This window comes from Vibrio superstes, assembly GCF_003569005.1.
Classification (GTDB): Bacteria; Pseudomonadota; Gammaproteobacteria; order Enterobacterales; family Vibrionaceae; genus Vibrio; species Vibrio superstes.
This window is the reverse complement of sequence record NZ_BCUR01000001.1, coordinates 380,853-407,142: the sequence shown is the minus strand read 5'-3', so window position 1 is coordinate 407,142 and position 26,290 is coordinate 380,853. Positions and strand designations below refer to the sequence as shown.

Here is a 26,290-nt window from a genome sequence, read left to right as displayed (position 1 = left end):
TAGGTCAAAATACTTCGGTGTACGCTTACCCTAGGTCAAATACCATAATAGGAATAATGAACACCTCATTAGTTGCTTCGGTTTCTATTTCCTTTTTTTTCTACTACAATGTAATTACGTTGTAGTTATGGTTGTGGTATGTCTTACTTAAATTTCCAATGGGATCCCAATAAAGCTGAAACGAACAGAAGAAAACACGGTGTTACCTTTCATGAGGCTCAGTCTGTTTTTTATGATGAGTTTGCCCGTGTTATTCCAGATCCAGACGGTTCACTTGGTGAAGAGCGTTTCATAATTTTAGGCGTAAGTGAGGAATACAACACTTTGGTTGTTTGTCATTGCTATCGTGGAGAGGATGAGAAAATCAGAATCATATCAGCCAGAAAAGCAGAGAAACGAGAACGAAAACAATATGAGGATTGCCGTTATGCGTGAACAGTATGATTTTACTAACTCAGTAGCTAACCCTTATGTGAAAAAGTCAAAGAAGCAGATAACGATAAGATTAGATGAAGATGTTATTAGTTATTTCAAAGAGCTTTCAGACAAGAATGGAGTTCCTTACCAGAACTTAATGAATCTCTATTTGAAAGATTGTGCGTCTAAACATAAAGAGTTGAAGATGGATTGGCAGTAGCCACTACAATCATCATATGAGGGCAGGTGCTATTGTAGTGGACTGCCTTACAGATTCAGCTCAGGCCTTCTATACGAAGTTCGGCTTTGAAGTTTTGTGTGAGCATAACGGACGTATTCGTATGTTTTTGCCAATGAAAACGGTAAAACAGATCTTTGGTCAATAGGTTACGAATAAACAAGTGTTTAAGGTTTCACCCTATTTTTACAGGCATCGGTTTTTCTTTAGCTCAGTCATGCTTGTAGAGTTATCGGCAAGAATGGGTCTTATCGTTGCCATGTTAAACCTTACTAATGTACCTGTTTATCGTATTTAGCTATGTAAGGTCGATCTAAAAGACCATTTTTGCGATCTTTTAATTCACCCCTTTCAAGCTGTAATGATAATCCATGTTGGGATAAATGGTTTTCAAATACTCGCCCCATAAACGGTAACGGGCGAGTAAACAATGACGTTCCCAGACATCACTTTTATCCTCGAAAACCCCGATTTGCACAATACAGAAGTAGTACTTCAATAGCCCAAACCCGCGCACCTTATGGTGGAGTAGAGAGTCATTTAATTTCCCCGTGGATTGGTGTAAACATACGTCGGTGTATTGCTCGAGCGCAGTAATCACATCAGGGTCGGTTTTCCACAAATGCCAGAGTTTGCCGGCAACGATCATTAATTTTTCTTGTTGAGCCAAAGTGTTAAACCCTAGTGAGCTCTTGGTCGTCAATTCGCTATAAGTTAAGGGGTTGGGACTGAGCGACAGGTCTAATGCAGCCATGGTGAGCAGATCGCCCTTAAGGGGGGTGTACATAGGCAAAACAGTGAGAAATCTTTTCCAGCTTTTACGTGCATCACGGTTCGCTAAGCTTGATCTAATGTTGGTCATAGAACCTCCACAATGGTGATAGACACCTTTAGCTTAACTCAGGTTTATATTTTCCAAAATTTACGCTAACTAATTGTTTTTATCGGTATATGGTGTGGAAAGGTTGTGGGTGCCACGAATTAAGATGACGATGCTGAATACATTGGCCGAGATAGAAACACCCAGAGAATGGTACTTTTAAAGCGTTAGAGTTAGTAGCGTGTTCACTACCCAAGTCACAGCTTCTTTTGGATCATGCTCACTAGAGAACGACGTGTTAGTGTCTGCACCTTTACTAAATTATCGTAGGTCTGTCGATTTTAAGCTGACGATAATTGAACCCCAGTAAAGATATGCGATGAGCTAGAGGGAATAACTGCAAGTTGGTTGTTCTTGTGGGAGAACAGTTGCAGGATGCGAAAGCGTCAGTTCATCGATTTCAAGTAAAGGCTAGGTAATGGCATCACTATCAGAAAGCGAAGCTGATTGGCACAGGGTGGCTCTAGAGTGTTCAGATGTGGTTTAGTTGCCAGTTTATCTATTGCTAGTGAGATGCCTTTGGTTGGGTGCTCAATCTATCTACCCTAATCGAAAACTGGCGAGCTATAATTTGAAGGTTCTCTGATTGTGACTGAGGGGTAGGTATGACGGCGATTCTTTTTATATCTATTCCGTTTTTGGTAGTTGAGGTGAGCGCGTTGAATGCGGAGCGGATTGTGGAGTTTTCCCAACGTATCAAGTGAATTTTTAGTTTGAAACTAACGCTCGCTATTAGCTGCCTATGCGCCGTTTTTATCCCAGAACGGCAACACTTGAATCTAGTTTAGGTGAAAACTCACAAAGGATGTTCAAGTAAAATTGAGTTGTATATCCATTGGTTATGCACATCAAAGCCTTACAGTGACTGGGGTAGTAGCGAAAGTATCAGATAACGAGTGCTTTAAGATGCTTCAATTATTTGAGTAAAAAGTGTGCGTAACCCCATTATATCAGCCATGCTTTTTAATGTGGGAGAGAGAACAGAGTTCTCTCGATGGTTAGGATCAGGCTGTTTTGCGCCCATGCTTTATTTAACACCCGATTTGTGGATCGCCATAAACCGCTCTAGCTTTTGTGCTTCAAGGTAAAATCGGCAGAGGGTGTCGCAAGAATATATCAGCCGAGGCTTACATTATTTTTTTAATGTATTGAGAGGCTGATAGGCACAAATTAGGTTAACTGAGTGAGGGCTTGAGTCCAAATTTGTTGGTAGATTTGAGAGGTTGTTTTTTAGTTCTACTATTCAAATGCTTACGTTTAGAGGTTAGCCCCTGCGTGCTTGGATGATTCGTGTGCACATGATCACATTATCATTTGTCTTCAGGTTAGCCCCTGCGTGCTTGGATGATTCGGTTGAGGTAACTCTTAGTTCTTTAGCTGAATAGGTTAGCCACTCGTTGCTTGGACTGTGAACCTGATTGTGATTATTGATTTGTATTATGCCTAAAAGTACAACACCTACGTTTACCCATAACTTTCCTATTTACGTAAATAGGGTAGTTAGAAAAGAATTGAACTCACGATTTAATGCGGCTCAGCAACTATATAATGCTTGCTTAACCGATGCATTGAAGCGTGTTGATTTGATGCTTTTAGATGATGATTACAAGACTGCTCGCAGCTTATCAAGAAAAGCTTACACATACACCAAAGACAGTGAGGAACAAAAAGCCACAAAGCAGGAGGCTGCAAAGCTATACACAACACTCAGAGAGAAGTATGGTCTGCAGAAGTACTCTCTTAACCCTGTTGCAGCTAAACATCGCAAAGCTGCACCACACATTTATCAGCATATTGATAGCCAGTCGGCGAAAGCAATCGCCGCAAGGGTTATGAAAAGCATAGATAAGTATCTTTTAAACTACGGCAAGAAAAACAAAAAAGGACGGAGCCTCTATAGGCCACATTTCAAACGATTTGGTATGGTCAATTCAATTGAGTCACTTAACCACCAACAAGGGATTTTGTTTGATCCCGAAACATCAACAGTAAACTGGAATGCATGCAGAGCAAATGTTGCGGCAAAGCACTCTGCGTTAACTTTTCATGTTATGTATGCAAGCAAAGAGGGCAAATCCTTATACGAGCAACATGCCTTACAACATCGGATCAAGTTTTGTCGCATTCTAAGAAAAACCTATGGTCGAAACACGGCTTTTGTTCTCCAGGTATGCTTTGAAGGTACTCCGTACAAACGACCTGAGCTTCTTGATAACTCCAAGAGTAAAACACCTAAAGGTATTGACGTTAATTCGCATTCTATCGCGATTGCATCTGCTAGAGAAGCGAAGTTGCACCCATTACCGATAGCATGTAAAGGCGTTGCTATGTTACAAGCTGAACTATCAGCCATTGAGCGAAAAATGAGTCGCTCAAGGATGGCCAGTAACCCTGAATGCTTTGAGATAGGTTCTAAACGCAAGGGGAGAAAAACTGTTGAAGTGAATCGTCCACTTAAAGGAAAACGGATGAAGAATTTCAGCAATAACTACAAGAAGCTATCCAATCGTAAAGCCAGACTAAGCCGAAAACTCGCGGCTGGGCGTAAAACGAATCAGGGTGAATTAGCCAACTTAATACTTAGCGACAGTTCATACTTGAAGATTGAAAAGGTCTGGTACAAAGGTTGGCAAAAAAGCCGACTGGGTAAAGCAATCGGTAAACATGGGCATGGAGCATTAGAGCGATTAATCAAACGTCGCTGTGCAGAGTTGGATATCGGCTTTGAATACATTGACCCTTGGAAAACGGCTTTATCGCAATATTGCCATGTATGCCAGAACAGAACGAAGAAAGTAATTTATGAGCGACATACCTGCTGTAACCAAGGCTGGGATAGGGACAAATACAGCGCTCTCTTGGCATTGTTTTGTTCATTTGATGGTGCCAGTTGGCATATTGACAACGAAGGCGTCGAAGCTGCGCTAAAGTCAAACCCAGAGTCATTTAAGTAACCAAAAGAAAGAGTGGCGGATCTGAATTAACCAGAACAGTGAGTTAAAACGGCACTATTCTGTCACTTTAAGTATAAGAAGCCCTATGATGGAAACAGCTTGTTCTCCTAGCAATACTCTCGCACGACTGCAAATTTCATTGCAGTCACTATTTTTTCAATAACTATATGTAACTGCCAATGGCAAGCTTCACTGCCAGGACAATCTACCTGCCCAAAATGTCATAACCACCTGTATGCTAGGGAGGTTTTATTCAGATAAGAATGGTATCCCTCAAACCGGAAGAACTACCAGAGTTTATTAACTCTATGGCTAATGCCAGTATTAAACGTATAACGGGGTATTTCACTAGATACCGCTTTTCCTTAACTCCTCATGTTCCCTACTTTAAGGTACTCAGTATCCCCATAAAAGGATAAATCATAATCTATCCCTTGGTGGGGATGATATGGACTTTATCCTCATGTGGGGATATACTTTTAACTATCCTCACCAAGGGATAATCAAATATCTTGAAGGTGTACCTTAACTCTATAGAGAGCTGGAACAAATGATATATAGTCCAAAACAATTAGCAGATACAATTTTACTGATACGTCAGAAGAATGGATGGACACAATCAGAACTAGCAAAAAAAGTGGGTATCAAACAAGCAACGATCTCGAACTTCGAAAACAACCCTAATAAAACAACACTTTCTACCTTCTTTAAGCTTGCCCAGGCAATGGATCTAACATTGAGTATCCAAGAAAAATCACAGGTAGCTTCGTTAAATGAAAATGATGATGAGAACTGGTAATGCAGAAGCTAATCGCATACATGAATGGTGAACTTGTTGGTACTCTAGAGAAACACAAGAATGGTGCTCACAGTTTTCAATATGATAAAAACTGGTTGGGCAATGCGGTGACTCGACCAATTTCATTGTCTTTAAAACTTCAATTACCAGCCATCACTTCCGATGCAGTTATAAACTATTTTGACAATCTCTTGCCAGACAGTCCTCAAGTCAGAGATAGAATCGTTGCAAGGTACAAAGCGTCATCCAAACAACCCTTTGATCTCTTGAAAGAAATAGGAAAAGACAGTGTTGGTGCAATTGCTTTGCTTCCTCCAGAACTTCCTTCTAAAAAAGAACCACTTAGCTACGAAGTTCTCAATGAAAAAAAACTAGAAACGGTTCTTTCTGCATACAAGTCTGATATTCCGCTCGGCATGATTGAGGAAGAGGAAGATTTTAGAATCTCAGTAGCAGGTGCTCAAGAGAAAACGGCTCTACTATTCGTGGATGGGCAATGGTGTATACCGAAAGGTAACACACCGACGACCCACATCATCAAACTGCCTATTGGAGAGATCCAGCAAGCGAACGCGACACTCGATCTCAAAGATAGCGTAGAAAACGAGTACCTTTGTATTGAGCTAGCTAGAGCTCTGGGGTTCGCAGTTCCCAACGTACATATAATTAAAACCGGTGGCGTTAAAGCTTTAGCAGTAGAACGTTTTGACAGGCGCTGGACAAAAGATAAAGCAGGATTACTGCGCTTGCCTCAGGAAGATATGTGCCAAGTATTTGGTATGCCATCATCCATTAAATATGAATCTCAAGGCGGCCCAGAGATAACTCAGATCATGGAGTTGTTAATGGGGTCAAGCAATGCCATAGCAGATAGATATAACTTCATGAGGTTTCAAGTCTTTCAATGGCTCATTGGAGCGACAGATGGACACGCTAAGAACTTTTCTATCCATATTGATAGAGGAGGAAGCTATAGACTCACTCCATTCTACGATATTTTGTCAGCTTACCCACTACTGGGAGGAAAAGGACTCAATATCAGAAAGCTAAAGCTGGCGATGGGGTTGAAAGCAATGAAAGGCAAGAAGTATGAGATCAGCAAAATCTTACCTCGTCACTTTTTAGATACTGCTAAAGCTGTCAACTTTAGTCAAGACACTATGCAAGAAATACTTGATGGAATGAAAGATGACTTACCGAAGGCTATGTTACAAGTAAGTGCTGCATTGCCCGAGGGCTTTCCTGAGCATATCGCAAACTCAATTTTCGAGAATACTGAGAAAATAGTTAAGAAGATTTAGCGACTTAGCGATTTAGTTATGACTGCCGCTCCGATGGTGGGGTGTGTTTTCTCTATGTCATTGAGCGCTCTATAAGGTTTTCTAGACTCAGTGTTTAAGTCGGCTAACAGCCCAATTGTTTGCCGCCATTACACCTGTATAAGCCTTCGAGCTATGGACGTAAAGGTTTCTTTGAACCAACAGTCCGCTAGTGAATATTGCGTCGAAGACACAATACAATCCGTGTATCTATTGACTATACAGATTGGGGAGATATAGTTGTGTATGTAATAGATATACACAGGTAATTGTTATGGCTACCAAATCAGCTCCAATCAATATGCGAGTACTTCCTTCTGTCCGTGATGTTATTGACGCAGCGGCAAACATACAGAAAGTGGACAGAACTGTATTTATTCAGCAAGCTGCTTTGAATGAAGCTCAAAAAATATTGGCGGATCAGAAAGATTTCAAATTGGAGCAAGAGGCGTTTGACGCTTTTGAAAAAGCGCTTGATGAACCAGCTAAAACTCTTGACGGCATCAGAGAATTATTCGAAAGGAAGTCGCCTTGGGATTGATCAGTCCTCGCTTACTAACCAGTAGTGATCTCACCAGTTCTTTCAGTTGTGGTGTTGAGTCTTTAGATCTTTGGCTTAAGAAACAAGCGCTAAAAAGTCATAAACGGGGTAGTGCGAAAACTTATGTCGTCATCGATTCCGAAACAGACGTTGTAGTGGGTTACTACGCTATTGCTATGGGCTCGGTATCAAGAAATATTGCTTTTAGTGCATTAAGGCTAAATAGCCCAGATCCAATTCCAATGGTGGTTCTAGCGAGGCTTGCCGTTGATTTGAAATATCAGGGTAAGCATATTGCTGTTGGCATGCTCAAAGATTGTATTTTGCGCTCTGTGGCGGCAATGGAAGTGGTTGGTGGGGCAGGTATCTTAGTCCATGCTTTGGACGATGAAGCACAGTCTTTTTATACAAAATTTGGCTTTAAAGAGTCGAGCATCAATAGGTTGGTGTTGATGGCGAGAATTAGCGATTTAATGAAATCACTCACGTTTAAAAAGTAGTCAATCGTAAATATATTCGAGAAAGAGGAGCTAAGGAAAAGGTCTTAGATTTCGCAAGATGAAGGCAATTGTACGTCCTATTCTGGCCCTTAATTTGTCAGGCACCAAGAATTGGTTTGATATTACTTTGGATGATTTCAAGTGATGGGCTGAAAAAGCCGGTGCCCCTTAGATTGCGATAAAGCCCCATATTTTAGATGTTCTCGAGAAATCCCGAATGTATTGGCCTGAAGCGCTCGAAACATTACCCATGCAGGATGAACATAAGATGGCGCTCAGAAAGCGCTGGTCTCAATTGAATTAAGATTTTAAGGTGCTTTAAAAGTGGTGTGATGAACACAGCTTCAAAAGGTGAGAAGCGCGAGAAGTTAAGCTGGGAAATGATGCGAACAGAACTCTTATTCGCATCATTAGGTGATTTTATTAATTTGTGTGTTCGAGTCAGTGCGCTGATTTACTTTCCGTGCAAATCCGAAATGCAAATTTAGCCACTTTTGGCTAATAATTGAAAATTAGCCGTTTAAGGCTAAACGATTTATGGAATTTGATATGACCTTAGGTCTCCATTGAATTTTGCATCAGTCCTCTAAGGCCTCCTTATCGGGGCGAGATGCAAAGGAACCTGGTGTTGAATCAATGCCTCTTGGACGACTCCGCATTGGCCTTCAATCATTAGCTCATACACTTTACCGAAAACCCCGTCATCTTTGAGCGTGGCGTACTGGCGATCAAATAAGTCTGTCTGTCCAAGACGCTTAAATGTAGCTAGGTCGGTGTTTGGTGCCAGTATAGAGTCACATTTGGAAGCGCGAGCCATGCTAAACCCTTGGGGATCACAATCAAAGAATCCGACAAGATGGCAGGTTGGCAGGGCTTGCTTGATTTGGGACATGACGATACCAAAATCTTTATCACCTCTGTAGGCAACTAGAGTGTCTGCTGGAAAAGAGTCAAAGTCAAAATTGGCTTTCTTTAGGTCAATAAAGGTTTCGAAGTTCTCGACCAATATGAAGGTGGAGGTGTGAGCGCTTGAAATATGCTCTAGCGGAATGGAGATAAACGCTCCCTTTGGTACCACTATCTGTTGTTCGTTTAGTTTGAATGTCTTTTGGGCTAACGGGTATACGGACAAAAAGGTGGATTTTACTTGGTGCGAAGATAGCTTCTCATTTTGAAAGTGTTGAGTGGTCTTGGTGCGCGTCGTCAAATCGATGTCCTCAAAGACATCAATGTTGCTGTGCTGAAGATAAAGTTCCCGTATCCGATTGACATCAGTTCGTGACAGTATGAGTTTGGCCCCAGTCGCGTTACCAATACCTAAATCTTCATGCAGTGTCTTAAAGATGCCGGTGCGCTGAAGAGTGCAACCATTTTGGTGTTTCTTTAATGTATTGAGGCGGTTGAGATCTCGTTTGGTTAGAGATGTTGTGATCATAATGGGCGGATCGCTATGTCGGTGATATGAAGGTTACCCTGCTTGTTTTTGAGGTAGTGATCGCCTATCGGTGTACATCCCACTAAGTTAGCGTGCTCCTCAGTTAAAGAATTGTAGTAACTCAGAAGCATGAACAGCCATGCGTCCTTGCTGATATCAAGCGAGTGGCGAATGTGCAGGTCAAAGTATTCCGTTGCGGATATTTCTTCATTATTGAGGATGCAATGTGCCAGTAACGAATCGCAAGCATCGTTGAGTGGGTCACTTTGTTCTGGTTCTACTTTACTAGTGAGATCTTGCGGTCCGGCAATGCTAGTCTCGGTCTGTGGGATATCAAATTCAATTGGCGTTTCTAGTACCTGTTGAGCAATTGAGTCTAGGGTATCCTCAAGCGCATAATCGGTGAGGTTCGCATAGGCGTAAATGGGTACTGGTGTGATAAGGAAGTGTTTGGCATCAATCGTCTTCTCACAAGCCACCTCGGAGAAAGCGTCGTCTATATCGAGCGCAAAAGCATGTTCTGTTGTAAAAAAAGCATCAAACGCATGGACGAGTTTTTTATCCCTTTGCTTTACCCTAAAGGTGAGTAGGTGTGAGCGCAGTTTGTCGATGGTTAACTCTAGATCGGCCTGACATTCTGCAATTCGCTTGGGTAACTCAAGACAAAGTAACTCGGTGAGTTTACGGTCATCGGCAGCAATCTCAGTCAGCATCGATGTAGTGAATTCTTTGAGAGATAGAACAAGCTCATTGGCCTGCGTTAGTGTTCTTTGGTTCTCAATCGCTTTGGCTTCTAATGTTTGCGCGTAGCCAAAATCTTGTACCACACGAGAGTGAAGTCGACTTTTCGCGTCAATAAGGTCGGTGATTAGCTCATAAACAATGGCTTCAAGTTCTTCAAGCAGTGCGGTTTCAGAGCGTTTGTTGTACCCGTTGCTCTGATATTTAGCGTCCAGGTACTCTGTTGCCAATTCGCGTATTTGAGGTATCCGAGCGGCGTGCTCAGTGTTTAGGTAACGAGAGGTTTCGGTATCTAAATAATGGTGGATGAACGCCGCCAGTTTGGGGTTAATTCGATAGCCCTCACGAGTCCGAATCAATGCTCGTGCTTGAACCAGTTTCAGAATATCGCCTGAATTATCAGGCGACCCCTGAATACTTTTCTCGTTAAAGGTTGTGATTAGTGTATTGCGAGCACTGTGTATGAGCCGCAATAACTCTTCAATACCGCCGTGATGTCTTGAGGTATCCATAACTAAAATAACCCCTGCTGAGTAGGCTTTACTTCAGCTTTGGCGACCACATCGTATCGTTCATCAAGAAACTCTAAGACAGCGTAGACATAATCAATTTTGCCCGTAACAACATAGATCTCTCTTTCCTTATGGCTAAGGGTGATCAGTCCGGTTCTGGTTAGAAAGTCAAACACAGAGCGGACTTTATCATCGATTGTGCTGATGAGTTTTTTCCTCTGCTTTACCGATGGGTGTTTGCAGATGGTCGATAGCTTTTCTTGGCTAGAGCTTGAGTTGGTGATGTAGGTTGAGAGTTTAGCTGGGATGATCTCATGCCCCGCTGAAATGATAGAGTCGGTGCCTGTGGTTTCACTTATCAGTGACATCAACCCCACAATTGGACGTATCGCGCTATGAATCTCACTCTGCTGTTTTCGGATGGCCGCTGATGTTTGAGCGTTGATCTTCTTATAGACGGCATAGAAGGCTCCGCTTCGTTCGCTTTCAATGAGTCGCAAGTCGTGAAAGCCCAATCCAAGCTCAACATTCTGGCGATCATTGATGATGTAGCTATGGGCTCGTGGGTGACCCCATTGGCAGATGTGTGTGCCAGACAAAAGAAGTTGTAAAGTGTTCGCCAGATTCATTACATCACCTCGCTAGATTGTGTTTTTAAGATAGCCTTTTGCAACTCAGTGGGTGAGGGCTTATTAGTGATGATCCCGCGCTTACTAATTTGGTAGAGATTATCGAATAAGCTGGTGGTTTGTGGGGTGCCATTCGGCATCGCGGCGACCATATTGATGTTCGACTCACGCAGTAGTGCTACCAACTTTTCTAGATTTTGGCTGGCTAATTTGTCGGCTTCATCAATAGGGAAACAAACACTCACGTTGTTCTCGGTGCGCTGACTGTTGATCATCGCAGTGTAAAGCAATGTTTGGATCAATAGGTTGGTACCGTTAGAGCTAAGATGCTTCATCTCATGATTGGTGCGAGCGATTTTGGCGGTCCCGTTCTCCGTAATATCGAACTGAATTTCAAATAGATCAGCAATGTCATGGTTATTTGAATGAGCGATATGCGTACTAGCCGTCTGCAGTGCTCGGTAGAATTTTAGCGGTGGTAAGTGTTGTTTGGCTGTGCTGTCATACTCGCTAAAAATCTCGGCGAAATCGTCAATATCTTGCCAACCGGCCAAGCGCTTTAGAGTTGAGTTGATGGTGATTTCAATTGAGTCGATGATTTCAAAGTCATTGAACTTGCGAACCTCATTTGTAATACGGCGACCCTCGGCTTTAATCAGTCGCTCTATAGTTTTAAGGCCATCGCGGAAGTTAGAAATCATAGAGCCGATATTCATGCTTTGAGTGATGACCGTTTGAGTAACCGTAGGGAGAACCTCTCTTATGATCCGATTCAATACCGCAATCTTACTGTTGTCTGAGTCCAGCTCATTTGAGGCGATTGAAGATTGCCAGAAAGTAAGCAGTTCCCCTGTTCCCCATGAACGAGTGATTTCTTCAAGCTTACGAATTTGCTGACTGCGAGTGGTTTTTAGGGTCCGAATGTCCTCTAGCTTAGCTAAGGTGGAGTGCACGAGTGTGGTGTAGTCACCGGAGAAACTGAATTCGAGATCGCCAAGGTCGCTTTCTACAAGTTGCAGGTCAATTTTTTGGATGCAACTTTCAAAACGATTCAAGTTAGTGTCTTCAGATTTCTCTTGGGCCTTTATCTCATCAAGTTGGGATTTGAATTCACTTCTTACTTTGGTGATTTTAGACTGAAGTTTTACACTGGTGTGCTCCGAAGTCTGCAACGTTTCATTGAGGGTTTTCAGGTCTTGGCGCTGCTCCGCAATGACATTTTTTTGAGCACGTTGCCATACGTGATAGTTTCGAATGTCATCCTCTGAGCTTTCTAAGGTCTCGATTTTGACTTCTAATGTCTTGATTTCTTGCTTGTACTCATTAAATAATTCATCGCTAATACCGGCTTTGTCACGTCTTGCTTTGACTTCTTTTTCTAATAACGTAAGGCTGTTGTCATAAGTGACGATGGCTGACTGTTTTTGAGCTAGTAGCGTCTCTTTCTCTTGGCCAAAGGTGGTCTCTAAATCAGATTTGAGCTCCAAATGAATGCTATTTGCTGCCTCGAGATCGCCTCTCAATTGAGATGCGATTTCGGAAAGCTCAGTCTCGATCTGCTTTATGGCTACTTCGTTGTCTGAGAATGCTTTTTCAGCTGCAATACGGTTCTGGTCTCTGCTTTGTGCGATCTCAACCTTCTTGCTTTCAATATTCTGGGTGTGTAACTCAATGTCTTTCTCAGACTGATCACACGCTGTTTGGATCTGCGAAAGACGATTACGGGTTTCCCCTAATGCCTTTTTCAGCTTGATGGCACTGGTATTTAGGTTGTCACGTTCTTCTATGAGCCTGTCACACTCGCGAATTAGCTTAGTGAGTGTTTCCTGCATTTCTACAGTTGCAAAGCTTGAAGGGGGTAGGTGGCCTGTTTCAATACCGATCCCAAAGAGCAAATCAGACTCCTGGCGCAGTTCTGGATTCATACCTGTATCAAGCAAAATATCTGGATTAAGAATTTTCCCAATAGGTTTTTGTTCCCAGTTGGGTGAATGTTCATTCAGGAATGAGACTAGAGTTTCTGAGGAAGGGTCGAGCAGTTTACTGAGACGGTCAATCTCCGATTCTAAAGACTCTATTGATTTATTTGCTTTTGCAATTTGGGTGAGTAGCGAATCTGTCTCAGAGCGCTCTTTGGCCTTTTGTTTACCAACCGAAATGAGGTCTTTTTGATGGCTCGAAAAAGCTTGTTGGCTGTCAGCCTTTAGTCCTTCAAGCTTTTCAAGTTCTTGAATTAGCTTCTCGTCAGCAGTGGGGTTTTCTTTACTTGAGTGTAAGGAACCCCGCAAGCTCAATAGCGCCTCTTTGCTCTTTGTGATGCCATCCGACCTCTCTGACGCTACTTTATTAAGCTTCTCTTTCTCGGCGTTATGCGTATAAACCAGAGTCGCTTTTTCGGATTCATAAGCGCGCTCTTTGTCTCGGAGGTCGTTCTCGATATCATTGATGGTGGTTTGCTTAGTGCTGGATAGGGCCATCTCGCTTTTGGTGAAGTAGTCATCGATATTATCGATCTCAATTTCTAGTTTCTTAAAGTGGCTCTGTCGATGCTTAAGCTCTTCGCGCTTCTTAGGCAGACTCGCAAAATCTGTTGCTATCTCGGCCATGCCCTGGTCGATATAGTCATTTTTCTGTTTATCATTGTCTGAGAGGGTTAGGGTCAGAGCACGAGCTTGAATGTTACCGGTTGATTGGATTTCAATCTCTTTGGCGTGTAACTCCTTAAGTTCAGACAGTGCTTTTTCGCGCTCAGTCTCTATGCGGTTTTTCTCGGCAGTAAGTTGGGGTAAGACCTCAGACTTAATGATTTCACTGCGGCCTGCAAACTCTTTCCTTGCCTCAAATAGATAGGTTGAGTTGGCAATAATGACATTGTTGTTCCTCACAACATCGACAAAATCTTGCTCGTATTTTGTAAATGAGGTGATGCCTTGGTAGTCATTACACCAGGATTCAACTTGTTCAAGGTTGATGCCCAGTTTGATGTCATTGTCCTGCATACCGATAATTTCAATCAGCAGTCGTTTGCTGTTCTCCATGCTAAATTCACCCTGTAATAACGCGATGGAGATCTTCTCGACATGCTTAATGTTACGAGTGCCTGAGCATAGAGAGTAAGGTGTAAACTCGCGAGGCCAAGAACTGCTATTAAGGTTTTGAATGATGCTTCGATAGGTGCTGATGCTTGTGATTGCTTTGCTGTAACTCAGTGAGTGATCAAGTAAGCTTTGAACAAGTTCATTGGAAGGGATTGCCTGAGACAGTCCGCCCTCTGAGTCTTTGATGATGACTGAGTTGATGAATGGTCCGTCAACGAACCGATAGGACATTTCACCGGCTTTGTTCGGCTCTTTGGTAATAATCACATGAGCCAGTTGAGCTCGATTGGTCACGTACTCGAAGATAATATAGCTGTTGGTGTTGGGTAGATACCACTTGGTGAATGGGTGAGCGGCTCCACCAATTATGCTTTTTCTGTCTGCTCCAAAAAAGAATGGAATGAGCTTGAGTAGACTTGTTTTTCCTGCACCGTTTGAACCGGTGACTCGTGTGGCACCGTTAAAGTCAAACTCGCTGAGTAGGTGCCCGTGAGGTTTGCTGTTGATTGTGATTATTCTTTTAAGGCCCGGGGTCATGGCGTGTCCTTTAAATACAGTACGAGTAGGTTGAGCGATATTAATTTCAGAGAAATACCAATAGCACATAAAAGCGACAAAAGTAGTCTCTAAAAATTCATAGTGAAACATCTGAACGGCACTTTATAGAATGACAGACGTCATCAGAAAGTTGAATGGGTAAAATTAATAAGCACTTGAAGCCTCACAAAAACAGTTGATCCGGCTCAGCTTTGCTTCACTCTATGATCAACAAAACCTGTCCCCTGATGTTGTGTTACTTTTTCCAAACTTTAACTAATTCATGTTTTGCTACATTAGCAACAATACAACTCAGACGTGTTAATTTGCGGGCTAAAGTTTGCTGTCGAGGAGTCATAGTCTTGAACAAATTTTATGTTCCTCAAGAAACGCCTCAATAGGTCTGGATTGACTATTCTTTGTTGGAGATGAAAGCGAAGGCTATACGTTGACGATTGAGTAAGATGTATTTTGTAAAGGTATTCTGATTAGCGGTAGATCACCTCTAAACTAATGTAAACAAAGTTACTGTAATAATAATTACAGTAACTTTGTTTACATTGAGTGGTTGCTAACTTATCTTATAAGAAAGGTATGATGTCACAATGGCAACCCATGAAGAAATTCTACAATCGTAAGAAAGAGTTGAAAGCACTACAGACTGTTTCACAGCAAATAGCCGAATCAAAGGGCCAACTTAGTGTAATGGTAGGGAGAAGGCGTGTAGGTAAAACGCGTTTGCTCAATGAGGCTTTTCATCAAGAGCACACTCGGTTTCTGTATCTGTTCATCAGCAGAAAAAGTGAAAGTTCCTTGGTGGCTGAATTCGCTGAGATCATCAGCAACGAACTTGGTATCAAATTTTTCCAGCCGCAGTCTCTGAGAGATATCATTGATTTTCTGTTGGATTACACAAAAACGACACCTCTTACTGTCATTATTGACGAGTTCCAAGACATCGATATCGTGAATCCAGCTCTGTTTTCTGATATTCAAAACCTTTGGGATACCAATAAAAGAGAGTCGATGATGCATCTTGTATGTTGTGGCTCGCTATACAGCATGATGACTAGGATCTTTAAAGGTAAAGACGAGCCTCTGTTTAACCGCGATGATCGCTTCTTTAAAATCCAACCTTTGCAACCTTCTTTTATCGCAGAAGTCATGAAAGATCATAATCGATTTGATGCTGAGAATATGTTGCGTTGGTGGTGTCTATCGGGAGGGATTCCCAAGTACCTTGAATGGCTAGTGCGTTTTTCTGCCGAGAGCGATGACCTGTTTGAATCGGTGATCTCCGAGTTTTCGCCGCTGATTAAAGAAGGTACCCATAGGCTAGTTGAAGATTTTGGTTCAGAGCATCGAATCTATTTCGATATATTGGGTGCGATATCAAAAGGCCATACAAGTCGTGCTCGTATTGAAAATTTCTTGGATCTAAGCGTTGGCGTCCATCTTGAGAAACTTGATGAGGTGTTCGATGTTATCTCGAAAAAACGTCCTATCAGTTCTAAACCGAACTCTAGAGATATTCGTTATGCGATTTCTGACCCATTTTTAAACTTTTGGTTTAGGTTCATCCATGCCAATAAAAGTGCGGTAGAGATGGAGAACTATGAATACATTAGACGGTACATCGATCGTGATTTCGTAGTGTACTCAGGTCTTGAGCTCGAGAGCTTATATACGGCTATTCTGGTTGAATCAAAACAGTTTGGAAAGCTAGGGGGTTATTGGGATGCTAAGGGCCATAATGAAATCGATATTGTCGCTATCAATGACTTAGACAAGAAAGTGCTCATTGCTGAAGTCAAAAGACAGCAGAAGCGCTATAGCGAGGCAAAGTTGATCGAAAAGTCTCATGGTCTTTTGAAGAAGCTTAATTTGAAAGATTACGAGATCGAATATCGTGGTTTTTCTCTCGATAACTTGGTTGAGGTGATGGAAGAGTATCAGTTGCTCCAACAATAGTGGTTCACAACACTAGGAATAAACAATGCGCTACGCAAGTAAACGTTATAAACAAAGAGTATCTGGGCTATATCGTACAGCGGTAAAAAATAAGATGTCGCTGAGATTTGTTGTTGAACTCATGCAAAGGTCAAGAGAGCTCAATGAGGTGAAGAGAAAGAGAAAACGTCACGGTGAACGACTCAATTGGCACGAAGCCGAATTTGATATTGTAGGCTGGGTTATGATCCCGCTTGAAACTCTAACAGGTGAGTCGCTAGGCATGTACGCTAGTTGCTTTAATCTTGGTCAATTTGAGCAAATAAATGCGGAATACAATAAATGTCCTGATGCGGTTGCGACGCAAATTCGAGCTGCATTAATGGGTGAGACGAAAAACAGAGACTGATATTAAGAGCGATATGCGAATAGTTGTGTAATGGTGGTTGTCATGGTGTGACCTTTAGGGTGACCTTTAATGTCCTATAGAACATTTATTTAGAGCTCTAAGGTGCATAGAACAAGGTTTTTATGGATTTAAAGGTCATGTTTAGACCAAGAATGACTATTTAAGGGACAGTGTGACCTATTGAGTATGTGTTTGGTGTCCTTTATCGGGCAGGTGAGAGGACGGATGAGCAGAGTACCCTCAGAAAACTAAAGCTGGCGATGGGATTGAAAGCAACGAAAGGCAAGAAGTATGAAATCAGCAAAATCTTACCTCGTTACTTTTTTAGATATCGCTAAATTACATCTAGGACTTTGGTAACAAATCTACCGCCATGAGGAACACGTTCGTTGTCCATCCAAATTGAGCTGCTTGTGTGGCAAACTTAGGCGCAGGTGTGGACTACCTCTGCAAAGAATTCTGTACTAAGTACGGCAGTAAAGCTGCTATCGTGTTGTAAACAACTGTAAACTTGTACACACCCACATAAACAACTATTATGTTGTTACATGTTTAGTATACAACATTTTAGTTGTTCAGAGGTTAAATGAAGACGATTGATGACATAGCGGAGCGACTTGTTGCACAACGTAAAACGTTGGGGATTGAACAAAAAGACATGTACATGCGCATCGGTATGAAGCAGCAGCAGTATCAGCGTATCGAATCTGGTAGTGACGTGAGACTGTCGACCTTACTAAGGGTTTTGGAAGGACTAGACTTAGAGCTTTCGATCACTCCTAGGAATAAAAAGCTCGCCTCTGACCTTAGCGAGGCGCCTGGTAACCTTGAAAAGAACGATGAGTTCAAGGACGACTCTGATGATCTTAGCTTTTGGTTCAACTCTGAGGACGAGGTATGAACAAACCACTAGAGAAAGTGGAAGGCCTTGCCATTCATCTACACGGCAATCGTGTGGGTGTCATCGCGCATTATGCTGGTGGGAAAAACATCCTTGCCTTCGATCCTGACTTTATCGCGATATCTCCGCAAATCCGCCCTGTATTTACCCTTCGGCAATTATTTGATTCAGATTATCTGAATAAATCACAAATTCGAACAGATAAAGTCCCACCAGTGTTGTCAAATCTGCTCCCCGAGGGGGCACTGAGAGAGCTCACTGCTCGTGCACTTCAGTGTCATAGCAACAATGAATTTTCGATCTTAGCGTATATGGGGGCGAACTTACCCGGGGCGATTATTGCAACGCCAATAGCTGCAGGTGATGTTCCCAAATGGGCGTTAGAGCAACGATTATCGACTGAGCCTCAACAGATCAATGTGAGGCATGCGAATAGTAAGTTCTCTCTTGCCGGGGTACAGATGAAGTTTTCGTCATCTTACAGAGATGGACGCTACCACATAGATCAAGAGTTATCTGGGGATATGTGGATCATCAAGACACCTTCAACGATTCATCGTGGTGTTCCGTCGAATGAGTTTAGCTGTATGAAACTCGCTGAGATGGTGGGGGCTGAGGTATCCGAAGTGCGGTTGATTGAAATAACAGAACTGGATGGGATGCCGAGCATTAAGTTGCCTGATGAGCAATACGCGTATGGGATTAAACGCTTTGATCGAAGTGATAATGGGCGTATCCACACCGAGGACTTTGCTCAGGTATTTGGTTTGTATCCTGCAGATAAATATCAACGTGTCAATTACGAGCAACTTGGCAGGGTAGTTTATCAATACAGCGATCAACGTCTGAAGGACATCCAACAATTCGCAAGACGTCTTCTCATCAATATTATGTTGGGAAATGGAGACGCGCATTTGAAAAACTGGACGTTGATATACCCTGATCAGAGGTCTCCCAGTTTGTCACCACTCTATGATGTGGTATTTACGTCGCCCTATATAGTAGGTGACAGTCTTGCCCTCAACCTATCAGGCACCAAGAATTGGTTTGATATTTCTCTGGATGACTTCAAGTTGTGGGCTGAAAAAACCGGTGCCCCTTGGATAGCGATAAAGCCTCATCTTCTGGATGTTCTCGAGAAAGCACGTAAGTATTGGCCTGAAGCGCTCGAAACATTACCCATGCTGGATGAACATAAGGTGGCACTCAGAAGGCTCTGGTCCCAACTGAATCAAGATTTTAAGATACTTTAGTGCCATGTGAGTAAAATGCTCACCGAAAATCCAGAGTAGGGGAAAGGATGATGAGGAGCTTTATCTCTAAGGGGTGTATTGCCCTGCGGGGAAACACACAGCTTAACTCACTAGGGAAGATGCTTTCATTTTGGCGGTTGCCGTTTTCAGCCAATCCTTGTTACCTGAAAATCCTCTGAAATAGCGAACGAGGCCGGATTTGGGGCACTTTATTTACGATGAGAGTGCCTCTTAAACAGCGGGGCTGTGTGATGAGATTAGAACTTCTATTCACATCATGTGGTGATTATATTATCCGATGGATTCGCATCACTCAGGTTCTTGAGAATTAATCTAAACAATCTAAAAATGACGACTTCAAAGGAAAAGTTCCTCCCCCCAATTTTAGGTGAATCATATAAGTTCAATTAAATCATTGGTTTGCTTTAGTTTCTTGACACCGTTTTAGTTCCCCTAACTTTCGTTTTGATCCTCGTAATCCTATATTTTATTACTTTATATCAGAAACATATCGGTCTATCACGAAAGTGAGCTCCTTTTTTGAGACGGTTGATCTGTTAATAATGTGTCTCAGTCAGTATTTAAGGCCTTGTTGTAAGAGGTGTATAAACTAATCAGAGAGTCAGATATGTGCTCAATAAAACTTGATGTCTATGGGGAGACGTAGGGTGTTTTTGCGGCTGAAATTTTGTTTCGTAGATGAATAGAAAAGCATTCTTTTGGGGCATTAAGCTTGCGCAGAACAATGCACAAGAGGGAGAAACTTACGTGATGATCAAAGCGCTCAACAAGTTTACTGGGCTAGGTATGCCTGAAATTTAGTGCGTTGTATAAAATACAGCACTTCTAGGTGGCTAACGCCTTCTACTCGAATTCCGCTATAAATTTACAGCGATTGCGTACTCTTGGTCGTAACCTAGTCACCTCTTTGATTTGACATTGGTGTGCTCTGATCAGCAACCAACCCAACCTTATGTCATGTCTGTGGGAACTATGACTGTTCTGAGTAACTTTTAGAATGTTAGCTATATAGCTAATATAATCATTCTATCTTACAATGTTAGCTATATAGCTAATTTAGTTCGAGTAAATGATGGCAAATCGTGAGCAAATAGGTCGAAAAATCAAACAACAAAGGAAAGATAGGCAGCTAACCCAGCTTCAGCTATCTGAATTAACGCGTATCAACAAAACAACCATATCTGAAATTGAGAACGGTCGGTTCACTGGTTCGTTTGACATCTTCGAACGATTGCTGGATGCGGTTGACTTGCAATTTGATGTTGTAGCCAAAGAACACACATTGCCCGATTGGGATGATATTGAAGATTTGTTCTCAGAGGATGAAGATTAGTGAGCATATCATTACCCCAAAAAGTCACTAAGTTGTCTGTGTTGGCACAAGGTGATGAACTTGGTTTACTAACGCATGGCTCTACCCATATATACACTCCAACCCAAGAAGAGCGTTACGTTTCACTGACCATGACTAAGAAGGCGCTAGACAGTTATTCATCTGGTTCACTTCACCCTATTTTTGCACAAAATCTTCCAGAAGGATTCAACCGCCGATTCATTGCTGAGAAGTTAGCAAGATATGCGAAGGTTAATGATATGTATCTGCTGGCACTGCAAGGTGACAACGGAATCGGTATGTTGTCTTACAAAGGTGATTTTGAACTGCCAAATATTGAATCGGTTAGCCTGCAAGATATCCTGACCTACAGCAGTAAAGAACCGCTTTTCCCTCAACTTTTAGAAAAATATTACCTCCGCAATTCATTGGCGGGAGTTCAACCTAAGGTAAGCGTTCCCGTTAAGATAGACAGAACCATCGAGCAAAAGGATTTGATTGTAAAATCCTTCGATAGGGAGTTTACCTTATTGACGGTAAATGAGTACGTTTGCATGGAGGCGGCTAGGTTTTGTGGTTTAGAGCCACCTAAAACTTATCTTTCTGACTCTCTAGAAACCTTTGTTGTAGAGCGGTTCGATTCTGATAAACAGGGGAAGAAATTGGGGTATGAGGATTTCACAACACTTCTTAAGAAGCCAAATGATCCGGATTCCAAGTACACGAGTAGTTATGAGACCTTATTGAAGGCAACGCACCTCTACACTAATGATATGGCAGAAGTTGAGAGAATGTATCGGTACATCGTATTCAACTGCTTAATTGGCAATGGCGATGCTCACCTCAAGAATTTTGCCCTGCAATACGATAAAAAAATGAAGAATGTCCGAGTTTCGCCCCCATTCGATATTACTCACACACTCATTTATGACTCTATCGATAATAAGATGGCGCTCAAAATGGCTAACAGTAAGGTTTTCCCAGATCGAGAACACTTGTTAAAGCTTGGAGAGAGCAGAACATTTAATATAAGAGATCGCAAATACATCATTGAGGAAATGGGGGACTTGATCTCTGACTTCCTCACTCAGTCCGAGGAGATTAGGATTCTTGATGGAATGAAGGACTCGATTGAAAAGCATCTATCAAACTCGCTTAAACGTAGGTACTCCACTAAGTCATACCGCCATGACCGAAAACTTAAGTTTGAGTAATCATCTAAGTGTTGAAAGTGCGAGTGTCTAAATTGAGACGATTGATGATTATATGGAGAGGCGATGACAACCATACTGTTGATAGCCATGCCAGAGGGGGTTATCGTTGGAGTCAGTGCGTTGAACGCACAGAGAATAGTGAAATTGGCTGAACGCATTAATCACAACGCTTAAACGATTCAATCATGATCGAATTGGTAATGACATTACGCTACTGCTTTGAGAAGTCAACTTACTGTGCTACCAAGCATGAGCTTCACTTCATTTGAATGGCACATCTCTTTCAAATACGTTGATGCCGAATCGATAACAAGGGCATCAATATCACTGATTTTGGTGCAAAAAACAGAGGCATGCCGCTCCAACTTTGTTTGGTCTGCAACGATGATTCGCTGTTTTGAGTTACTCAAAATGAGACGAGTGAGTTCGGCTTCTTCATAGTTAAACTCAAGTAACTCGCCACGGTGGTTTATGGATCCTATACCGCAAAACGCAATATCGGCTCGAAAGCGATTAAGAAAGCTTGCCGTGCTATAGCCGGTTACGTCCCGCTGTTTGTTACGCACTAAGCCCCCGGCGAGCCACACTTCTGAATTACTGTTTTCCAGCGCGATCGCCACGTTAAGATTATTAGTGATCGCTTTGAAGTGCAGTGCAGAGTCCACTTCACCTGCGATCATCGCTGTCGTTGAACCGTAGCCAAAGAAGATGGTTTGGCCTGCTGAAATCAGTTTGGCAGCGACTTTAGCAGCGGCTAACTTACCGTTGGCGTTGCTTCTTATTCTTTGAGTGAAGTGACTGTTATCGGCAGTAGCAGGCAAGGTAATACCACCGTGTATTCGCCGTGCTTTTCCTTCTGCGCAGAGTGCATTGATGTCTCTACAAATCGTTTGAGGGGTGAGGTTAAAGAGCGCAGAGATCTCACCGGTTGTGAGCGATCCTTTCGAATGCAACAACTGCAGAATCTTTTGTTTCCTGTTCATGTCAATTTCTCACAATACGTTCAAACTAAACCCAAATGAATATATTGAAAGAGTATGAAAGAGTATGAAAGAGTATGAAAGAGAAATAACAAGCCTTGAGTTGTATGGGGTTTTAGTTGTAACTGACTGTAAATTAAACAATATTATATTGAACAAAAATTCATTATATCGCCTTTAATGTTCACTTGGGCGCAATCGAACATTCATTTCTAACCCATAGTATGCCTCCATCTAAACAAGGAGACAGTCAATGAACAGTTATAAATGGGTATTTGGTTTAGTCGCAACCGTATCACTCGTCGCGTGTAGTAGCGATAAGAATGACAATAAACCAGACGTGCCGGATGTAGGCGATAACATTATTCTTACTGAGAATTTTGAAAATGTTGAAAATGGCATGCTACCGGACGGTTGGGACTTAGTTACTAACCTTGGTGAAGCCTACGTGGAAGACGGTTATTTGTACGTCGATGGTAGGATTGATAATTATACGGCAACGGCGGTTGAGCTTCCTCAAGAGCTTTCAGGATACGGCAACTACAAAGTGACTGTGAACTTTACGATTCCTGAAGCAAACACCGCTTCTCGCTGGGCGGGATTCCGATACCGTGATGTGGGTTCAAACTCATATTATCAAATGGCAATCCGTCAGGCAGCAACCAGCAGCAACGGTACTGAATTGGCAGCGCGCTATGAAGACAAGTGGGATATTCTCGATACTAAGGCATTTACCCAAGACATTAACCCTGAGCAGATATACACCGCTGAGATCACGACACATGGTAACCGTGTTCAGCAGATCTTAAATGGTCAGATAATGCACGACAATACTATTTTGCCTGTCATGGGTAACATCGCTCTTCAAGCCGCTGGCGCTGTTCTTAAAATCCAAGATATTAAGATTACCGAACAACATGAAGCGCTACCCAAGCTTGAGCAGCTCTATACTGTCGATGAGCCTGATACGCACATTGCCATGGCCCCAACGGTGGTAGGTACCGAGTTTAGTTCGCTAGAGAGTTTGAACAGTTTCAGCGGCTCTAACGCTTATCTAAAATTGGATGACTCATTGCACGTGTACTCTGTAGGTGGGGATTATCTTTCGACTCTTGAGCAGTTACTTGAGGCTGAACTCAATATTATTCCTGTTCTAGAAATTTCTGCTGGCGTTGATCTAGAAAGACTCTCTTCGGTTCTGGATATGTACAAGTCTATCGACTTAACGTTTGTGTCTTCTGAATCTCAAGATCTTACGGAACTAAGAAATCACAATGTGAATGTTCGCTCTGCACTCAAGATTTCAGAGGGTGAAATCGGTACGGATATTGAGTCTTGGCACAACATCGTTTCTAAGGTGACGGCATCGAAGTCTCGCATTGTGGTATTGCCTCAATCGGCTGTGACGCCAGAGCTTATGGACTATTTGCAACGTCGTTTGCTAACCATTTGGATAGAGCATGACGGTGAAAGTACCATGGCAAGTTTATTGACGACCGGTGCTCATGGTTTAGTCACCGAGAATACCGATGAACTAGCTGACCTTATGAGCATGTTTGCACCAAACTCACTGATCCGCAAGCCTCTGATCATCGGCCATCGCGGCGTACCTTCTCTGCTTCCTGAAAATACACTTGAGAGTGCAGTCAAAGCCCTTGAGCTTGGCGTTGATGGCAACGAGTATGATGTGTACCTCTCGGCTGATAATCATGTTGTGGTAATGCATGATACGACCGTCGATAGAACCACGGATGGCAGTGGCAACGTTGAAGAGATGACATTGGATGAGCTTCGTGCGCTGAGCATTCTTGATTTAGATGGCAATCCATCGTCGATGAAGATACCAACGTTAGAAGAGTTCTTTAGTGAATTCAAAAACGCGAAAATGACGCACTTCTTAGAGATTAAAAGTGCAAATCCTTTGATTGTGGATGAAATCGCTAAACTCACCAAAGCGTATGATGTTGCTGATCAGCTGATTGTCATCGCGTTCAGTGAACAACAAACTCAAAGAATGGCAGAAGTGATGCCGGAAATTCCTGTAGTCTTGCTGATTTCTCACAGTGAAGATAGAGACTCTGAAAGAACACTAGTTAACATGCTGAAGAAGGTTCAGCCGCTGTCCACAACGTATAATCCGTCCTATGCAGCTTTGTCAGAGGACACGATCGGTATCGCTAAGCACCGTGGTATGACTCTGTGGCCTTGGACATACCGTTCACAAGCAGATCTGAATAAACACTATCTATGGGGTATTCATGGCCTAACAACGGATTATGCTCAGTGGTCAAGTGACAAAGTAGTGTCCGCTAAGGCATTAAGCGACCAAGTATCCATTGATGTAGGCAACACCTTAGAAGTTGGTGTGGTATTGAGAGACCAGAAGGGAGTTGAACAATCTGATACAGCGAGAGCGTTTCTTGTCACGCAGAACACTGCTCAATACGAACAATCCGATGAAGGGGAATTAAGATTCTTGTCTTCAGGACAGGCTGAAGTGCTAGTCATGCATAAGCAGGAGACAGGAGAGTTTTATCTTATTTACTCTCAGCCGGTAATTATTAATGTCAATTAATGCGGGTTTCGCCCCTAATTTAATTTGATGCGGTCATTCTATGTTTTACAGCGGCTTTCTTAGGAACGCCGCTTTTTGGTTTCAACTGATCGGGTTACCAGGCAGGAACTCAACTACTCATGCTTATTTGAATAAAGTAACTCATCCTAATCATTATTAAGTTTGTTAGATTACTCGCTCACTATCGCTTGTCGGTTGCACAGTGGAACTGGCAGATGCAAGTGGAAGGTGGCGAGTTTTGGGGCGGCGATCAAGGCGTCAGAGCCACCACCAGTCACTGGCTGGGTGATACGCGATTGGACGCCTCTTACCTAAACAGCGAATCAGAGCAGTTTGTTACCCTGAATGTATCGATACCTATCACGGTATGGCGCGGTATGAAGCCTGATTACTTGACCGTACGCGGCGTGAGCGAGCGGAACTTTGGCGTGCAGACGCGCGTTGGGGAGTCGCAAAATCAGTTGAATACGGGGCTTGGTCAAACAGCGAATAACTATCACAACCTTGATAGGCAGTACTTTAACAGAGCGCGCTTAAGCCCGAACTACTTTGAGAATAACTCAGTACGTCTAAGAAACGCGTATTTGCGTTATTTGGATGAAGTGGTGTACGAGTAAGGCGAGCCTAGATATTAGTAAATAGAAGATGATGCGATTAGTTAGTCTATTCGCATCATCTTGTGATTAGAATAAGCGTTGAGGTGTAGCGTGACGGCCTGCGCAAACTTAAGAAGACTGTCTCAAAAAGGCCATATTAGCCTTAATACTGTCTCAGCCATTATCGGTTACTAGCGTTATCTTCATAGTAATCAAGTGCTTAAGGCTATTCTTTAAATGGCTTCTAATACCCCTAACCATTGAGTAGATTTCGAAGAACGAATCTTGGAGTTAACAGAAACTTCTAGTGAGTAGGTGAACCTCACGGTTAAAATTAGTATGAGTAATTAACAAGTGTTACCTCAAACGTGGTGTTTATAGTGATTTTAGCGAGTGAAAAGAGAACATTAATTCGACTGTGTAGTTCATGTTTTACACAAGAGAAATCCATCGGTTAG

22 protein-coding genes and 1 pseudogene are annotated in these 26,290 nt (G+C 42.5%); 17 read left to right on the top strand and 6 right to left on the bottom strand.

Annotated features, from left to right (window positions below):
- The first annotated feature begins 138 nt into the window (after nucleotides 1-138).
- The 3 genes and pseudogenes from D5I41_RS01730 to D5I41_RS01720 all read left to right on the top strand — a co-directional run.
- On the top strand, nucleotides 139-435 hold the full coding sequence (locus tag D5I41_RS01730; protein WP_119008207.1) for a BrnT family toxin: 297 nt from the start codon (nucleotides 139-141) through the stop codon (nucleotides 433-435).
- Nucleotides 428-637, top strand: a complete 210-nt coding sequence (locus D5I41_RS01725) for a BrnA antitoxin family protein (RefSeq protein WP_119008206.1) — start codon at nucleotides 428-430, stop codon at nucleotides 635-637. The genes D5I41_RS01730 and D5I41_RS01725 overlap by 8 nt, the downstream gene beginning before the upstream one ends.
- A gap of 7 nt (nucleotides 638-644) precedes the next feature.
- Nucleotides 645-803, top strand: a pseudogene (locus D5I41_RS01720) (GNAT family N-acetyltransferase); the annotation flags it as partial.
- Nucleotides 804-992: 189 nt separating this feature from the next.
- Here the strand turns inward: D5I41_RS01720 and D5I41_RS01715 are convergent.
- Nucleotides 993-1,517 carry a hypothetical protein gene (locus D5I41_RS01715; RefSeq protein ID WP_119008205.1) on the bottom strand — a complete coding sequence of 175 codons (525 nt, stop codon included), beginning with the start codon at nucleotides 1,515-1,517 and terminating at the stop codon, nucleotides 993-995.
- A gap of 1,529 nt (nucleotides 1,518-3,046) precedes the next feature.
- Between D5I41_RS01715 and D5I41_RS01710 the strand changes: the two genes are divergently transcribed.
- The 5 genes from D5I41_RS01710 to D5I41_RS01690 all read left to right on the top strand — a co-directional run bounded on the left by D5I41_RS01710 (nucleotide 3,047) and on the right by D5I41_RS01690 (nucleotide 7,648).
- Complete coding sequence (locus D5I41_RS01710; protein WP_147094856.1) at nucleotides 3,047-4,489, top strand: hypothetical protein; 1,443 nt, start codon at nucleotides 3,047-3,049, stop codon at nucleotides 4,487-4,489.
- A 550-nt stretch (nucleotides 4,490-5,039) separates the two neighbouring features.
- Nucleotides 5,040-5,288, top strand: coding sequence for a type II toxin-antitoxin system antitoxin HipB (hipB, locus tag D5I41_RS01705; RefSeq protein WP_119008203.1), 249 nt, complete (start codon nucleotides 5,040-5,042; stop codon nucleotides 5,286-5,288).
- Between the two features lie 20 nt (nucleotides 5,289-5,308).
- Nucleotides 5,309-6,589, top strand: coding sequence for a type II toxin-antitoxin system HipA family toxin (locus D5I41_RS01700; RefSeq protein ID WP_371860111.1), 1,281 nt, complete (start codon nucleotides 5,309-5,311; stop codon nucleotides 6,587-6,589).
- 292 nt (nucleotides 6,590-6,881) lie between these two features.
- Nucleotides 6,882-7,148, top strand: a complete 267-nt coding sequence (locus tag D5I41_RS01695; RefSeq protein ID WP_119008201.1) for a type II toxin-antitoxin system TacA family antitoxin — start codon at nucleotides 6,882-6,884, stop codon at nucleotides 7,146-7,148.
- On the top strand, nucleotides 7,139-7,648 hold the full coding sequence (locus tag D5I41_RS01690) for a GNAT family N-acetyltransferase (protein WP_119008200.1): 510 nt from the start codon (nucleotides 7,139-7,141) through the stop codon (nucleotides 7,646-7,648). Before D5I41_RS01695 ends, D5I41_RS01690 begins: the two co-directional genes overlap by 10 nt.
- Before the next feature lie 586 nt (nucleotides 7,649-8,234).
- On the opposite strand, the gene D5I41_RS01680 is transcribed toward D5I41_RS01690, so the two are convergent.
- From D5I41_RS01680 to D5I41_RS01665, 4 genes are read right to left on the bottom strand one after another with little or no spacing between them, the layout of a single operon-like run.
- Complete coding sequence (locus D5I41_RS01680; protein ID WP_119008199.1) at nucleotides 8,235-9,083, bottom strand: DUF7281 domain-containing protein; 849 nt, start codon at nucleotides 9,081-9,083, stop codon at nucleotides 8,235-8,237.
- On the bottom strand, nucleotides 9,080-10,336 hold the full coding sequence (locus tag D5I41_RS01675) for a hypothetical protein (RefSeq protein WP_119008198.1): 1,257 nt from the start codon (nucleotides 10,334-10,336) through the stop codon (nucleotides 9,080-9,082). The genes D5I41_RS01680 and D5I41_RS01675 overlap by 4 nt, the downstream gene beginning before the upstream one ends.
- Before the next feature lie 2 nt (nucleotides 10,337-10,338).
- Nucleotides 10,339-10,965 (bottom strand): hypothetical protein, encoded by a 627-nt coding sequence (locus D5I41_RS01670; protein ID WP_119008197.1) that lies wholly within the window; start codon nucleotides 10,963-10,965, stop codon nucleotides 10,339-10,341.
- Complete coding sequence (locus D5I41_RS01665; RefSeq protein WP_162892769.1) at nucleotides 10,965-14,600, bottom strand: ATP-binding protein; 3,636 nt, start codon at nucleotides 14,598-14,600, stop codon at nucleotides 10,965-10,967. The genes D5I41_RS01670 and D5I41_RS01665 overlap by 1 nt, the downstream gene beginning before the upstream one ends.
- A 594-nt stretch (nucleotides 14,601-15,194) precedes the next feature.
- Between D5I41_RS01665 and D5I41_RS01660 the strand changes: the two genes are divergently transcribed.
- The 7 genes from D5I41_RS01660 (at nucleotide 15,195) to D5I41_RS01630 (ending at nucleotide 21,681) form a co-directional block, all read left to right on the top strand.
- Nucleotides 15,195-16,571, top strand: coding sequence for an ATP-binding protein (locus tag D5I41_RS01660; protein WP_235868839.1), 1,377 nt, complete (start codon nucleotides 15,195-15,197; stop codon nucleotides 16,569-16,571).
- A gap of 25 nt (nucleotides 16,572-16,596) precedes the next feature.
- Nucleotides 16,597-16,959: a hypothetical protein gene (locus D5I41_RS01655; RefSeq protein ID WP_119008195.1), complete on the top strand. Its 363-nt coding sequence runs from the start codon at nucleotides 16,597-16,599 to the stop codon at nucleotides 16,957-16,959.
- Nucleotides 16,960-17,545: 586 nt separating this feature from the next.
- Nucleotides 17,546-17,860 carry a helix-turn-helix domain-containing protein gene (locus tag D5I41_RS01645; protein WP_119008194.1) on the top strand — a complete coding sequence of 105 codons (315 nt, stop codon included), beginning with the start codon at nucleotides 17,546-17,548 and terminating at the stop codon, nucleotides 17,858-17,860.
- Nucleotides 17,857-19,113 carry a type II toxin-antitoxin system HipA family toxin gene (locus D5I41_RS01640; protein ID WP_119008193.1) on the top strand — a complete coding sequence of 419 codons (1,257 nt, stop codon included), beginning with the start codon at nucleotides 17,857-17,859 and terminating at the stop codon, nucleotides 19,111-19,113. The genes D5I41_RS01645 and D5I41_RS01640 overlap by 4 nt, the downstream gene beginning before the upstream one ends.
- 699 nt (nucleotides 19,114-19,812) lie before the next feature.
- The gene (locus tag D5I41_RS21490) at nucleotides 19,813-19,935 is read left to right on the top strand and encodes a hypothetical protein (RefSeq protein ID WP_268978201.1); all 123 of its coding nucleotides are present in this window, start codon (nucleotides 19,813-19,815) and stop codon (nucleotides 19,933-19,935) included.
- Nucleotides 19,936-20,203: 268 nt separating this feature from the next.
- Nucleotides 20,204-20,467 carry a helix-turn-helix domain-containing protein gene (locus D5I41_RS01635; RefSeq protein WP_235868838.1) on the top strand — a complete coding sequence of 88 codons (264 nt, stop codon included), beginning with the start codon at nucleotides 20,204-20,206 and terminating at the stop codon, nucleotides 20,465-20,467.
- Nucleotides 20,467-21,681, top strand: a complete 1,215-nt coding sequence (locus D5I41_RS01630) for a type II toxin-antitoxin system HipA family toxin (protein ID WP_119008191.1) — start codon at nucleotides 20,467-20,469, stop codon at nucleotides 21,679-21,681. The genes D5I41_RS01635 and D5I41_RS01630 overlap by 1 nt, the downstream gene beginning before the upstream one ends.
- Before the next feature lie 227 nt (nucleotides 21,682-21,908).
- Here the strand turns inward: D5I41_RS01630 and D5I41_RS01625 are convergent, their stop codons facing one another.
- Nucleotides 21,909-22,664: a DeoR/GlpR family DNA-binding transcription regulator gene (locus tag D5I41_RS01625; RefSeq protein WP_119008190.1), complete on the bottom strand. Its 756-nt coding sequence runs from the start codon at nucleotides 22,662-22,664 to the stop codon at nucleotides 21,909-21,911.
- 250 nt (nucleotides 22,665-22,914) lie between these two features.
- On the opposite strand from D5I41_RS01625, the gene D5I41_RS01620 reads away from it, so the two are divergent.
- Both D5I41_RS01620 and D5I41_RS01615 read left to right on the top strand, forming a co-directional pair.
- Nucleotides 22,915-25,236: a glycerophosphodiester phosphodiesterase family protein gene (locus tag D5I41_RS01620; RefSeq protein WP_119008189.1), complete on the top strand. Its 2,322-nt coding sequence runs from the start codon at nucleotides 22,915-22,917 to the stop codon at nucleotides 25,234-25,236.
- Nucleotides 25,237-25,451: 215 nt separating this feature from the next.
- Nucleotides 25,452-25,853, top strand: coding sequence for a hypothetical protein (locus tag D5I41_RS01615; RefSeq protein WP_235868837.1), 402 nt, complete (start codon nucleotides 25,452-25,454; stop codon nucleotides 25,851-25,853).
- Nucleotides 25,854-26,290 lie beyond the last annotated feature (437 nt).

Coding starts and splice junctions, on each gene's coding strand:
- D5I41_RS01655 (WP_119008195.1), top strand. CDS start 16,597: ATGCGCTACGCAAGTAAACGTTATAAACAAAGAGTATCTGGGCTATAT.
- D5I41_RS01665 (WP_162892769.1), bottom strand. CDS start 14,600: ATGACCCCGGGCCTTAAAAGAATAATCACAATCAACAGCAAACCTCAC.
- D5I41_RS01715 (WP_119008205.1), bottom strand. CDS start 1,517: ATGACCAACATTAGATCAAGCTTAGCGAACCGTGATGCACGTAAAAGC.
- D5I41_RS01675 (WP_119008198.1), bottom strand. CDS start 10,336: ATGGATACCTCAAGACATCACGGCGGTATTGAAGAGTTATTGCGGCTC.
- D5I41_RS01635 (WP_235868838.1), top strand. CDS start 20,204: ATGATGGCAAATCGTGAGCAAATAGGTCGAAAAATCAAACAACAAAGG.
- D5I41_RS01670 (WP_119008197.1), bottom strand. CDS start 10,965: ATGAATCTGGCGAACACTTTACAACTTCTTTTGTCTGGCACACACATC.
- D5I41_RS01640 (WP_119008193.1), top strand. CDS start 17,857: ATGAACAAACCACTAGAGAAAGTGGAAGGCCTTGCCATTCATCTACAC.
- D5I41_RS01625 (WP_119008190.1), bottom strand. CDS start 22,664: ATGAACAGGAAACAAAAGATTCTGCAGTTGTTGCATTCGAAAGGATCG.
- D5I41_RS01620 (WP_119008189.1), top strand. CDS start 22,915: ATGAACAGTTATAAATGGGTATTTGGTTTAGTCGCAACCGTATCACTC.
- D5I41_RS01725 (WP_119008206.1), top strand. CDS start 428: ATGCGTGAACAGTATGATTTTACTAACTCAGTAGCTAACCCTTATGTG.
- hipB (WP_119008203.1), top strand. CDS start 5,040: ATGATATATAGTCCAAAACAATTAGCAGATACAATTTTACTGATACGT.
- D5I41_RS01645 (WP_119008194.1), top strand. CDS start 17,546: ATGAAGACGATTGATGACATAGCGGAGCGACTTGTTGCACAACGTAAA.
- D5I41_RS21490 (WP_268978201.1), top strand. CDS start 19,813: ATGAATAGAAAAGCATTCTTTTGGGGCATTAAGCTTGCGCAGAACAAT.
- D5I41_RS01695 (WP_119008201.1), top strand. CDS start 6,882: ATGGCTACCAAATCAGCTCCAATCAATATGCGAGTACTTCCTTCTGTC.
- D5I41_RS01730 (WP_119008207.1), top strand. CDS start 139: ATGTCTTACTTAAATTTCCAATGGGATCCCAATAAAGCTGAAACGAAC.
- D5I41_RS01660 (WP_235868839.1), top strand. CDS start 15,195: ATGATGTCACAATGGCAACCCATGAAGAAATTCTACAATCGTAAGAAA.
- D5I41_RS01680 (WP_119008199.1), bottom strand. CDS start 9,083: ATGATCACAACATCTCTAACCAAACGAGATCTCAACCGCCTCAATACA.
- D5I41_RS01700 (WP_371860111.1), top strand. CDS start 5,309: ATGAATGGTGAACTTGTTGGTACTCTAGAGAAACACAAGAATGGTGCT.
- D5I41_RS01615 (WP_235868837.1), top strand. CDS start 25,452: ATGCAAGTGGAAGGTGGCGAGTTTTGGGGCGGCGATCAAGGCGTCAGA.